Below are 11,389 nucleotides of genomic sequence, written 5' to 3' on the forward strand. Positions count from 1 at the left end.
GACGGAGGGGTCAAGAGCAGCGGGACTGAGGCCTCTGACCCCTCCGTCGCGTATGACGCGACACCTCCCCAGCGATGCGCTGGGGAGGACAACGATCACTGATACTTCGGATCGTCCGGACGGCGCATGCGCCAGACGTTTTCGGTCGTGGTGTATTCGCTGTAGCCCAGCCGCGCGACCGGCTTGAACGCAAGCGTGTCGACGCGGCCGTCCTTCAGGATGGCGTCGTCGATGTGCACGCCGACCACCTGACCGAACACGACCGAGCCGCGCTTGTCCTCGTGGCCCTTCTCGACCGGCAGCTCGATGGTGCGCCAGTACCGGCACTCCAGCGCCACCGGCGATTCTTTCACCCGCGGCGGCTTCACGAAGCGGCTCGGCTCGGCGGTCAGGCCGGCGAGCTTCAGCTCGTCGACGCCGAACTCCACCATCGTCGTCGTGATGTTCATCTGCTCCTTCAGCGTCTCGCTCACCATGTTGACCACGAACTCGCCGGTCTGCTCGGCATTCATGCGGCTGTGCTTGGTCGGCGAGTTGCCGTAGGTGCCGGTGATCGCGAAGTAGACCATCGGCGGGAACTCGCCGACGGCGTTGTAGAAGCTGTAGGGCGCGAGGTTGACCCGCCCCTCGCGGTCGATGGTCGAGATCCAGCCGATCGGCCGCGGCACGATCAGCGACTTCAGCGGATCCTGCGGCAGGCCGTGGTCGCGTTTTGCGGCATCGTAGAACATCGCGGTCTCCTCCCCGACGCCGGCTCTACCGGCCGTAGCGCCGCGCAGCCTCGGCATGGGCCAGATCGAACGCCGCCTCGAGCGTCGCATTGAGCCCGCGGCAGGATTTCACGACCTCGGCCGCCCACACGACATAGTCGGCGAGCCGCGCCTCTGTCCATCCCGCCGGCGGCGTCGAGACCAGGGCCCGCAGGTTCGACGTCTTGTCGGCGAGCTTGAGCAACCTGGCGCGTACCGACTTGCTGCCCGTCTTGGCGATCTGCTGGCGCTTGCGCTCCTCCTTGGGCAGCGACTTGTCGTCGGTCACCTCGGCGACCAGCGCCGCCACCTCGGGCCCGAAGCGCTGCTCGAGGTCCTCGTAGGTGGCGTCGGTGTCCTCGAGCGTGTCGTGCAGCATGCCGGCCGCCAGCAGCACGGCGTCGCTGCCGCGGGTGGCCGAGGCCAGGAGGTCGGTCACCTCGGTCAGATGGTTGACGTAGGGCTCCGACCGCTCGCCCTTGCGGCGCTGGGAAACGTGCTGGCGGGCGGCATAGTCGGCGGCTCGGGCGAGCAGGATCAGGTCGGCGCTCATGGCTCCCGTTGTGCGACGCGCGGTCCGGCTTGTCGAGACGGCAGGCCCGGCCCATCTTCGGGCCCATGTCTCGCACCATGAAGGCGCTGCTCGGCGTCTGGATCGCCGTGCTGGTCGCCGTCGTCGGCTGGATCGCCTGGGACGCCGTCCGGGGCGACGGCAAGCCGGCAATCGGCGGGCCGTTCGCGCTCACCGACCAGAACGGCGCCACCGTCACCAGCGACAGCCTCAAGGGCAAGCCGACCCTGATCTATTTCGGCTTCACCTTCTGCCCCGACGTCTGCCCGACCGCGCTGCTGCAGATGGCGAACGCCCTCGACAAGCTGGGCCCCGGCGCGCCCGCGAAGGTGAACCTGGTGTTCATCACCATCGATCCGGAGCGCGACACCCCCAAGCTGCTCAAGGGCTATGTCGAGAATTTCGGGCCGACCTTCATCGGTCTGACCGGCACGCCGCAGCAAATCGCCGACGTCGCCCGGGCCTATCGCGTCTATTTCCAGAAGGTCCCGGGCAAGGACGGCGGCCCCTACCTGATGGACCATTCCTCGATCGTCTACCTGCTCGACCGCAACGGCCGCTTCGTCGGCCACTTCACCCACGAAACCAAGCCCGAGGCGATTGCGGCGGCGCTGGGGCGGCTGCTGTAGGAAAGCCGTTAAATCGCTGTTATCGCGAGATGTTTGCACTGCACAATTGAAGGTGACAAGGCGCCGCGAGCGCGTACAATCCGCGCCCCATGCTGTACGCCGCCTATGAACTCCATCGCGCGCTCGCCGGGCCGGTAAGGCTGTGGGCCAACGCCCTGGAGCAGGTCTATTCGCACCCCTACAACCCGCTGACCGACACCTGGTTCGGCAAGTCGGTCGCGGCCAGTGCGGAAATCGTCGCGCGTCTCACCCAGAACTACGCCAAGCCTGCCTTCGGGCTCCGGACGACGCGGGTCGGCAACGAGACGGTGGCGGTCAACGAGGAGATCCTGGTCCGCAAGCCGTTCTGCCAGCTGCTGCGCTTCCGCCGCGACACGGCCCGGCGCGATCCCAAGGTGCTGGTGGTGGCGCCGATGAGCGGCCATTTCGCCACCCTGCTGCGCGGCACGGTCGAGGCCCTGCTGCCCGACCACGACGTGCACATCACCGATTGGACCGACGCGCGCGAGGTGCCGCTCGCCTACGGCAATTTCGACCTCGACGACTACATCGACTACGTCATCGAGCTCTGCCGCTATCTCGGGCCGGACGTGCATGTCATCGCCGTCTGCCAACCCTCGGTGCCGGTCATGGGCGCCGCGTCGCTGATGGCCGAGGCGCGCGATCCGCGCCAGCCCCGGTCGATCACCCTGATGGGTGGCCCGATCGACACGCGCCGGAGCCCGACCCTTCCCAACGACCTGGCGATGCGCAACTCGATGATGTGGTTCCGCCAGAACGTGATCTCGACGGTGCCCTTCCACTACCCGGGCGCCATGCGCCGCGTCTATCCGGGCTTCCTGCAGCTCACCTCGTTCATCAGCATGAATTTCGACCGGCATGTGAACGCCCACATGCGCCAGTTCGAGCACCTGATCAAAGGCGACGACGATTCGGCCGATGCGCATCGCACCTTCTACGACGAGTATCTCGCGGTCATGGACCTGACCGCCGAGTTCTACCTGCAGACCATCGAGGTGGTGTTCAAGGAGCACCAGTTGCCGCGCGGCGTCTGGCAGAGCCGCGGCCGCAAGATCGAGCCGTCCCACATCGAGACCGCCCTGATGACGGTCGAGGGCGAGCTCGACGACATCTCCGGCGTCGGCCAGACCAAGGCCGCGCACGCCCTCACGCCCAACATCCCGGGCGCCCGCCACGTCCACTGGGAGCAGCCGCGGGTCGGCCATTACGGCATCTTCAACGGCCGCAAATGGCGCGAGCAGATCATGCCGCGCGTCCGCAGCTTCATCCGCGACAACGACGCGAGCTGAATATCTCTTCCCCTTCCTGCGCGCAGCGCGGGGAGGTGCCCCCGCAGGGGGCGGAGGGGTCAAGAGCCCCAGTCGAAGCGTCCATCCATAGTCTCTTGGTATGTGCATGATGAAATTCAAACGACACATGTGTCGCTCCTGACCCCTCCGCCCCGTAAGACGGGGCACCTCCCCGCGCTTCGCGCAGGGAGGAGATTGAAAGAGCGTGCGAGCGGCCCTCATCCCAGCAGCTTCTCATCGAGCGGGCTGCGGTTGATCTGCTCGCAGCCGTCCTTCGTCACCACCACCACGTCCTCGAGATGGGCGCCGCCGATGTCGGGCCGGTCCGGCAGCACGATGCGCGGCTCGAGGCAGAGCACCATGTTCTCGACGATCTCGAAGTCGACGTTCCGGTCGACCAGCGGCTCGCCGTGCAGCCCGTACCCCAGCTGGTGCCCCGTATTGCCGGTGTAGAGGTACTTCCCCCAGCCCGCCTCCTCGATCACCTCCCGCGCCCGCCGGTCGACGTCGCGCCCGCTGGCGCCCGGCCGCACCGCCTTCTTCGCCTCCTCGAGCGCGAGATGCGTCGCCCTGTAGATCGCCTTCTGCTCCGCCGTCGGCTCGCCGCACACGAAGGTGCGGCCGAGATCGCCGGTGTAGCCGCGCACCACGGCGCCGATATCGAGGATCACCATCTCGCCCGCCGCGATCGTCTTCTCGGTGGCGACGCGCTCGAACATCGAGGTGTTGGCGCCCGACGCGACCAGCGGGATGAACGGCTCGAACTCCGAGCCGGCCTTGCGCATCGCATAGACCGCCTCCGCCGACACCGCGTGCTCGCTGATGCCGGGCCGGATGGCGGCCATCGCGGCGTCCATGCCGAGATCTGCCACCCGCACCGCCGCGCGCACGTGCTCGATCTCCATCGGATGCTTGACCGCCGTGATCTCCACCCAGATCCTCGAGGCATCGACGATCTCGAGGGCCGGGACCTTTGCCATCAGCCCCTGGTGCACCATGTACGGCATCAGGTCGGTGCCGAGCCGGACCCGCTTCGACCCGCCTCCCGCCAGCCCTCCTCCCGATCGTCCCCCTCCCGTCAGCCCGTAATCCGACAGCATGGCGCCCAGCGTCTCCGCCCAGCGCCCGATCGCGGGCAGGCGGCGGGCGTCGGCGATGTCGGACTTGATGCGGATGCGCAGCTCGTCGCTGCCCGAGATGTAGCCGACGGCGGGCGGCCGGCCGCGCGTCACCAGCACCATGTATTCCGGCTCCATGAACGGCCGGAACCCCTTGACGTAGAAGTCGGTGAGATAGCGCACCGCCTCGGCCTTGAAGAACACCAGCGCATCGAGGTCGGAGCGCTCCAGCGCCGCCTGCACCTTGGCCTGCTTCACCTGGTGCAGCTCGCGGCCGGCGAAGAAGATCGGGTCCTGCCTGGCAAAGCTCATCGGATCACCTCGACCGCATCCGGTCGCCTCGCGCCGCATCGCATCACGTCGGCAACCGCCGCCACCGCCGCCTCGACCGCGGCCTCGTCGACCTGGGCATGCGTCACGAAGCGGATCCGGTTGCGCTTGCCGTTGGCGAGGACGCCGCGCTCGGCGAGCGCGCCGGCGACCGCCGTCGCGTCGCCCGTGACTCGGTCGACGAAGCAGTTGACGATGTTGGTCTGCACGCCTGCCGCATCGACCAGACTCGGATCGATCGCCGCCAGCCCGTCGGCGAGCCGGCGCGCCAGCGCATGGTCGCGCCGCAGCCCCGGCCACGGCTCCGCGAGCGCCACCAGCGCGGGTGCGGCGATCAGGCCGGCCTGGCGCATGCCGCCGCCCAGCATCTTCACCGCCCGCCGCGCCCGCTGCATGAACGCTGCGTCGCCGGCCAGGATGGCGCCGACCGGGCCGCCCAGCCCCTTGCACAGCGCGAACCACACCGACTCGACGTGGCCGCAGATCTCCGCGAGAGGCACGTCGAGGAAGGCGGCGGCGTTGAACAGCCGCGCGCCGTCCATATGGACCGGGATGCCGGCGTCCCGGCAGACGCGGTGCAGCGCGGCCAGGGACGACAGCGGCAGCACCGCGCCGCCGGCCGCATTGTGGGTGTTCTCGACGCACACCAGCCGGGTCGGCGCCAGTGCCAGATCGGCCCCGCCGCGGATCGCCGTCCGCACGTCGTCCGGATCGAGCGCCCCGCGCCGGCCGGGCAGCGGCCGCGGCACCGCCCCGGCCACGACCGACAGCCCGCCGCCCTCCGAGTTGTAGAGGTGCGCCGTCGCCTCGACGATGACCTCGCCGCCGCGCACCTCGTGCGCCAGCAGCGCCGCCAGGTTGGCCATCGTCCCGGAGGGCACGAACACCGCGTCGTCCTTCCCGACCAGGCGCGCCGCCAGGCGCTCGAGCGCGTTCACCGTCGGATCGTCGCCGCGCGCCGCATCGCCCAGCGCCGCACCGGCGATCGCCGCCATCATGGCGGGCGTCGGCAGGGTCACCGTGTCGCTGCGGAAGTCGTAGGGCGGGCGTGGGCCTGAGTGCATACTGAAATGTCACTGACATTTCAGTTGGCGTCAACTACAATCGGCGCACCATGTCGCTCCGCACGGACGTCTACGAACAATTGAAGGATCGCCTGCTGGCCGGCGAGCTGCGCACCGGGCAGTTCGTCTCCCAGCGCGAGCTCGCCGATCTCTTAGGCGCGACGCTCAACCCTGTGCGCGAGGCGATCCGCAAGCTGGAGGCCGAAGGCCTGATCAACGTCTACGCCCAGCGCGGCATCCAGATCGTCGAAGGCGGCCCGAAGGCGATCAACGACAGCTACGACTACCGCCTGCTGCTCGAGACCAATGCCCTGAAGCTGCTGATCGCCCGCGGCGACGACGAAGCGATCGACGCCCTGGCGCGCGGCGTCGAGCGCTCACTGGACGCGCTGGCAAAGGCGCCCAGGGACCGCAAGATCCGCGTCGCCGCGCTCGACGCCGACTACCAGTTCCACAAGGACCTGATCGACTTCCAGAAGAACGAGATCATCAGCAAGCACTACAGCCTGAACGCGGCCCGGCTCAGGCTGTTTCGCGCCAGCCTGGGCGAGCCGCTGCAGCGGCTTGAGGTGGCAGGGCGGGAGCATCTGGAGGTGCTGGAGGCGTGCCGGGCGCGGGATGCCGGGCTCGCGGTGGCGCGGCTGGCGGAGCATATCCAGATCTCGCGGGAGCATACGCTCGGGGTTCGGCCGATGCCGGTTTAGGGGGGTAGCTCGTCGAGATCTGGTTAATACCTAGAGCGCCCCACTGAGCCTGCCATGTAGAAAATCCAATTCAGGACTATTGAGAGTGATTCTTGGCCGCTAGGACAACAGACAACAATGACGTAGCCACAGGATAAACGTACTGCCGCATTGTAGCGTCTATCGTAGCCAATACTGGCTATTGAAAACTGGACCGACACGTAAGGGACCGTGTCTGCCTCCAAGACAATCTTTGTGGAAAACTGCAGGTTGATTCTCGCTTGCGCGCCTGCTTATCTCTCGGCACTCTTTACGCGCTTAGGTTGATCCTAACTGTTGGGGTTAACTTGTCGGGCGTTTCGCCAGACAGAGCGTTATTGTCGGGGCTTATCGGCAGGAAGAAGCCGCAGAGTTTATCTCTTCGTCGCTTCGCTCCTCGCCGCTGCGCGGACGACAAACTCTCCGTCTTCTTCCTGCCTCTCAAAGGTAAAGAGTATCTTGGTTGCTGAACTCGAATCTTTCTTTGGCGATCTTGATCTGAGCAAGCTGCGAGTGGAGAAGCCGTCAAGATTTGTCTTCCTGTGCGGAGGTACGATCAGGGCGGACGACTCTACGACGGTCGATAGTCTTCGAGACTATCTCTACCGTATTCGGCCTCTATCGAAGTATCTGCAGGGTAGTATCGTCAGAGCTGAGGCCGCAAATCAACTCTATCGCGATACGAAGCTTGGGTACACAGACCTAATTTCATTTGAAGAAGATATCGCACGCATTGCTGCTGTTGTCGTCGTAATTGCAGAAAGCAATGGTAGCCTCGCGGAACTCGGAGCCTTTGCCAGCAACGAGACAATTCGCAAAGCTCTAAGAGTAATTATCCAGACTAAGCATTCTACGGATGAGTCCTTCATCCGCTATGGCCCGGTGGAGCGAATCAAGAATGACGGTGATGGCTATGTTGGAGTGTATCCTTGGCGCACTCACAGCGAGGGGAATATTATAGTTTCTTCTGCGCACCCACATGCGAAGGAGATTGTGAAATTTATCAAGAGACATCTCGATGCTGCACGCAAGAGTGAGATGTTTGATGTTAATTCACACAAGGTATATGTTATATATTGGATTGTGTATATTTGTATGGCCGTAAGTCTTCGCTCTCTGACAACGCTGGTGCAAAAGCTGGTGCCCGGTATAACGGAGCAGGCTATCATTAATTTGCTCTATTGTATGAAGATTGCAGGATGGGTGGACTCAGAGGAATATTCTGGGAAGAAATATTACTTTGTATGTTGGGATAAAGACCCCTTTCTCTATAGCTTCAAGGAAGGTATAACCGACGTCGACAGCGTTAGGAGGAAGTATAGATCTCGTGCGGCGCTCGCAGAGGCAGAAGATCTCCCAAAGCACATACGCACTGTGGCCATGACTAGGCGAGCAGTTCCATGACCAGGGACTTACTTTATGATCTCAGCGTCGAACTTGGTCTCGGACGGCACGACCTTAGCCGAATTATTGGTAGCGCACCCAAAAGATATAAAGTCTATCAGATACCCAAGCGCCGCGGCGGATCAAGAACGATTGCGCAGCCATCACGAGAACTGAAAGCAATCCAACGAATAATTCTAAGAGATGTACTCTCCAAACTTCCTGTTCATCGAGCGGCATCTGGTTACGTAAAAGGTAGAAACATAGCTGACAATGCTCGAACTCATGTCAACAGCAAAGTCGTCCTGAAGCTCGACTTTCAGGACTTCTTCCCAAGCATCAGAGTTCGTGATTGGGAGCGATACGCAAGATCCTCAGACATCGCAACTGATGCGCTAGAATTGAGGCTCTTCAGTCGGATCCTTTTCTGGGGTCGGGGTACGAATGAACCAAGATGTTTGTCGATCGGTGCGCCTACGTCTCCGATTCTCTCGAATATATTGCTATTTGATCTAGACAAAAGACTGTTCGAAGCAGCAAAGGTGTGCCTCGTTAGTTACACGAGATATGCTGATGATATTACTGTATCCGCCGGTAGTATAGAGAGCGTTACGAAGTTTGAAGTGATGGCGAGATCGATAGTTCGAAGACTGCCAAGTCCACGACTCATCTTTAACGATGAGAAGCGCGGAATATTTACGAAAGGGCAACGTCGCCTTGTGACTGGCCTAGTGCTCACGCCAACCAAGAACATTTCGATAGGGAGGGGACGAAAGCGATTAATATCAGCAATGCTGCATAGAGTGATGCTCGATACATCTGATGTGGATAGCAGAGCAAAACTAAAGGGCCTGTTAGGCTTTTGTATAGCTAACGAACCAAGCTTTATCGGTCGAATGCGGGCTAAGTATGGGAATGCAACGATTGATAGTGCCCTGTCGTTCGAGATTCCTCGCAGAAGCAGCGGCCTGCGCTAGCCATGGTCAGTCTGCCCGCTTGCCCGTGACTTGAACTTCGAACGCCCGTTCGATCGCGGTAAAAAGAAGGTAGGATGTGGCCCGGGCGTCTGGGCACTACTTTCGAAGCAATAGGTTCGGCGCAATGTATTGCTTGCAGGCACTGGCGCACTGGCCGACACCGCCAGGATTGATTAAAGGTTACGTGAGGTGGAAACCTGAGAGAATCGCTTACGAATGACCAGTCTTGGCACCTTCGCTCCGCGACCACCCTCGGTAACGAGCAAGGCGGCCAACGCAGAACGGTGGCGAAGGCAAGGCCTATGACTGCCGAGCTCACGTGAGCGCCCTGCGCCGCGTGAGCCTCACGCCGCTCGCGATGCAAAAACTCGAACCAAGACCGGCCAGTGCCGCACCAACACCTTCGATGACCGCACCACCCGTCACGTGGGTTATCGCGTCTCTCAGAACTGCACGGCAGGGCTATGGTTATCAGACCGATGGCCGAGATGACTATTCCATCAGCAACGGCCCAATGACTTCGCTGCACGCTCTGCGGAACATAGGTCAGGGAAATGCTGGCGGCTCGGCGAAGGCGCTTCGTTCTGAGAATGTTGATCATGTCAATCAATCTCGACGACGAAACGTAACAACCTCTCCCGTTTCCGCCTTGGCAGCCGCCGGGCTAGGGCTGGGCTTGAGGCGAACCACTGTCGCCGCGTCATGCGCAAACCAGCCAGGCGGTAAGCCCGTCAGATTTTCAACATCACCCGCTGGGATCGCGAATTCGAGCGCCAGCAGGTCCGACTTCGACCGGACACCTTCATCGACAATCAAGTGAAGCGAATCCCGAAGCACCCGAGGCTCCCCAGGTGTCCATTGACGATCGAGAGGTTCTTCTCTTGTCCATCCCTTGGCGGAGTAGAGCTTGTACAGGTGGGTTGAGAAGTCTCCCAGGATGACATCGAGATCGGTTAGACGCTTGATCTGCGCCTTGACCGACACGCGCCACCGCTCCTTCGCTGTCACCATCGTTGCGAGCGAGGGAAAGCGCATCTCGACCGGATAGCTCGTCGAGGGAAGCAGGAAGGCGCTGGCCAGCCGAAACGCTTGCGTCTCGATCAGCTTCAGGTCGCGTTTTAGCTGCTCCTCAGTGACATCCCGATGGAGGATCGCGTGGGCCATTTCATGTGCGGCGTCCATTTGCCGACGTGCAAAGGACATCTTGTCGCTCGCAAGCAGGATATGCGGCCTGCCATCGACAGGCGACCAACTGCATAGGCCGTCGAGCTTTATCGTCCCCATCTCAATGACGCCGACAATGAAGCCGAAGCGCTCGAGCAGCGGCACCATATCTCCGCAAGGGCCCTCGCCAAGACGCCAATGCCGCCTCAAATCGAGCGCGATACGTTCAAGGTCTTCATCGCGGAGCTGGTGAAAGCTGGTGCCAGCCATCACGTCCGGAATATTGACGGCGGGCAGGTCTACATAGTGCTCGACTGCGTGGCTGATCTCTTGCAGCCAGCGCATCTGCGCGCTCTGGTATTGGAGATCACGAACCAACGTGGACGAAAGTGAACGAAGGAATGTCGGCCGTGCGGAAACATGCTCTGGCCGAAGAAAGAACTCCGGTCGCACCCCCAGAAACGCGGCTAGACGAACCAACGTTTCCGGGTCGGGCGCCGAGCTTCCATCCTCCCAACGTGACACAGTGCTGGGGTTCAAGCTCATGGCGCGCGCAAGCGCGGACATGCTTGGAATCCGTCGTGCTGCCCTAGCCTCCGTCAGACGGCCGGGTACGAAGCTTGGTGCACCGATCGGCATGGCCGCCGCCGTTTATTCCACTGGGCCGTCAGCTGATTTGTCAGGGTTGGGCTGCTCCGGCGGCCTGAAAGTCTTGGGCGTCTTCTTCAGCGCGACGACCGGCCGGCTTTCCGGGGCCGTTTCCGCTCCGGTGGAAGGGGCATAGGCCGCCATAAACGTCTCAATCGTCTCATATGCGAGGAAACCCTGATACTCGGCGTCGATGACGCCGATCGCGACTTCCGCAAGGCGGCCGCCCTGCGAAGGATCACGCGCAAACAGGAGCAGGACGAAGATGTCGCCAGGCTTCACGGTCGAGCCATGGCCTTCGAGGTCCAGGCGGGGCGTCAGGTGGTAGTTCAAAGTCACGCCGGCGAGCCGGGATCGGTTCTTGGTCGGCAACTCCGCTGTGGTCGGCATTGAAGCCAAGCCAAGCAGGACACCGGGCTGATCGCCGCCGAAGCGCATGAACGGCTGATAGTAACGGAGGTCCGTGCCAGGGATCACATCGCCTTCCAACCGCATCCCTCCGTGCAGCTCACACGTATCCTGAAAACCTTTTTCCATCAGCCGAAAGCGGGCTTGGCCTTCCAGCCCGCGAGCGCTGCGCCCGGTCAGGTCGGTATTGTCTCGGATAAGTTCGTGGGCCTGACGCGCCCGCGCCACGGCCGTGTCCAGTAGGTCGATCAGGAGGTCTCGTGGCAAAGTCTCGACAATGCGCGTCTTGATTTCGTCTGTGGACATCGTTTGTGCC

At 62.6% G+C, this 11,389-nt stretch carries 11 protein-coding genes; 5 read left to right on the top strand and 6 right to left on the bottom strand.

What is annotated here, in order from left to right; all coding sequences use genetic code 11:
* Nucleotides 1-95: 95 nt before the first annotated feature.
* The gene (locus tag ACILR9_RS20040) at nt 96-731 is read right to left on the bottom strand and encodes a flavin reductase family protein (protein ID WP_395711728.1); all 636 of its coding nucleotides are present in this window, start codon (nt 729-731) and stop codon (nt 96-98) included.
* 25 nt (nt 732-756) lie between these two features.
* Nucleotides 757-1,302 carry an HD domain-containing protein gene (locus tag ACILR9_RS20045; protein ID WP_395711729.1) on the bottom strand — a complete coding sequence of 182 codons (546 nt, stop codon included), beginning with the start codon at nt 1,300-1,302 and terminating at the stop codon, nt 757-759.
* A 65-nt stretch (nt 1,303-1,367) separates the two neighbouring features.
* On the opposite strand from ACILR9_RS20045, the gene ACILR9_RS20050 reads away from it, so the two are divergent.
* Complete coding sequence (locus tag ACILR9_RS20050; protein ID WP_395711730.1) at nt 1,368-1,949, top strand: SCO family protein; 582 nt, start codon at nt 1,368-1,370, stop codon at nt 1,947-1,949.
* Nucleotides 1,950-2,038: 89 nt separating this feature from the next.
* On the top strand, nt 2,039-3,259 hold the full coding sequence (locus tag ACILR9_RS20055; RefSeq protein WP_395711731.1) for a polyhydroxyalkanoate depolymerase: 1,221 nt from the start codon (nt 2,039-2,041) through the stop codon (nt 3,257-3,259).
* A 218-nt stretch (nt 3,260-3,477) separates the two neighbouring features.
* On the opposite strand, the gene ACILR9_RS20060 is transcribed toward ACILR9_RS20055, so the two are convergent.
* Nucleotides 3,478-4,689, bottom strand: coding sequence for a M24 family metallopeptidase (locus ACILR9_RS20060; protein ID WP_395711732.1), 1,212 nt, complete (start codon nt 4,687-4,689; stop codon nt 3,478-3,480).
* Entirely contained in the window at nt 4,686-5,771 is a 1,086-nt protein-coding gene (locus ACILR9_RS20065) for a threonine aldolase family protein (RefSeq protein ID WP_395711733.1), read from the bottom strand. The genes ACILR9_RS20060 and ACILR9_RS20065 overlap by 4 nt, the downstream gene beginning before the upstream one ends.
* Before the next feature lie 50 nt (nt 5,772-5,821).
* Here ACILR9_RS20065 and ACILR9_RS20070 point away from each other — a divergent pair, with 50 nt between their 5' ends.
* The 3 genes from ACILR9_RS20070 (at nt 5,822) to ACILR9_RS20080 (ending at nt 8,853) form a co-directional block, all read left to right on the top strand.
* The gene (locus ACILR9_RS20070) at nt 5,822-6,475 is read left to right on the top strand and encodes a GntR family transcriptional regulator (protein ID WP_395711734.1); all 654 of its coding nucleotides are present in this window, start codon (nt 5,822-5,824) and stop codon (nt 6,473-6,475) included.
* A 477-nt stretch (nt 6,476-6,952) separates the two neighbouring features.
* Nucleotides 6,953-7,897: a retron St85 family effector protein gene (locus ACILR9_RS20075; protein WP_395711735.1), complete on the top strand. Its 945-nt coding sequence runs from the start codon at nt 6,953-6,955 to the stop codon at nt 7,895-7,897.
* Nucleotides 7,894-8,853 carry a retron St85 family RNA-directed DNA polymerase gene (locus ACILR9_RS20080; protein ID WP_395711736.1) on the top strand — a complete coding sequence of 320 codons (960 nt, stop codon included), beginning with the start codon at nt 7,894-7,896 and terminating at the stop codon, nt 8,851-8,853. Before ACILR9_RS20075 ends, ACILR9_RS20080 begins: the two co-directional genes overlap by 4 nt.
* 606 nt (nt 8,854-9,459) lie before the next feature.
* Here the strand turns inward: ACILR9_RS20080 and ACILR9_RS20085 are convergent.
* Both ACILR9_RS20085 and ACILR9_RS20090 read right to left on the bottom strand, forming a co-directional pair.
* Nucleotides 9,460-10,656, bottom strand: coding sequence for an XRE family transcriptional regulator (locus ACILR9_RS20085; RefSeq protein WP_395711737.1), 1,197 nt, complete (start codon nt 10,654-10,656; stop codon nt 9,460-9,462).
* Nucleotides 10,657-10,668: 12 nt separating this feature from the next.
* On the bottom strand, nt 10,669-11,379 hold the full coding sequence (locus ACILR9_RS20090; RefSeq protein WP_395711738.1) for a hypothetical protein: 711 nt from the start codon (nt 11,377-11,379) through the stop codon (nt 10,669-10,671).
* Nucleotides 11,380-11,389: the final 10 nt, after the last annotated feature.

The sequence above is a fragment of the Reyranella sp. genome (assembly GCF_044224635.1).
Lineage (GTDB): Bacteria > Pseudomonadota > Alphaproteobacteria > Reyranellales > Reyranellaceae > Reyranella.

Excerpts from the sequence above, each read along its gene's own strand:
- ACILR9_RS20040 (WP_395711728.1), bottom strand. The coding sequence starts at position 731 with ATGTTCTACGATGCCGCAAAACGCGACCACGGCCTGCCGCAGGATCCG.
- ACILR9_RS20045 (WP_395711729.1), bottom strand. The coding sequence starts at position 1,302 with ATGAGCGCCGACCTGATCCTGCTCGCCCGAGCCGCCGACTATGCCGCC.
- ACILR9_RS20050 (WP_395711730.1), top strand. The coding sequence starts at position 1,368 with ATGTCTCGCACCATGAAGGCGCTGCTCGGCGTCTGGATCGCCGTGCTG.
- ACILR9_RS20055 (WP_395711731.1), top strand. The coding sequence starts at position 2,039 with ATGCTGTACGCCGCCTATGAACTCCATCGCGCGCTCGCCGGGCCGGTA.
- ACILR9_RS20060 (WP_395711732.1), bottom strand. The coding sequence starts at position 4,689 with ATGAGCTTTGCCAGGCAGGACCCGATCTTCTTCGCCGGCCGCGAGCTG.
- ACILR9_RS20065 (WP_395711733.1), bottom strand. The coding sequence starts at position 5,771 with ATGCACTCAGGCCCACGCCCGCCCTACGACTTCCGCAGCGACACGGTG.
- ACILR9_RS20070 (WP_395711734.1), top strand. The coding sequence starts at position 5,822 with ATGTCGCTCCGCACGGACGTCTACGAACAATTGAAGGATCGCCTGCTG.
- ACILR9_RS20080 (WP_395711736.1), top strand. The coding sequence starts at position 7,894 with ATGACCAGGGACTTACTTTATGATCTCAGCGTCGAACTTGGTCTCGGA.
- ACILR9_RS20085 (WP_395711737.1), bottom strand. The coding sequence starts at position 10,656 with ATGCCGATCGGTGCACCAAGCTTCGTACCCGGCCGTCTGACGGAGGCT.
- ACILR9_RS20090 (WP_395711738.1), bottom strand. The coding sequence starts at position 11,379 with ATGTCCACAGACGAAATCAAGACGCGCATTGTCGAGACTTTGCCACGA.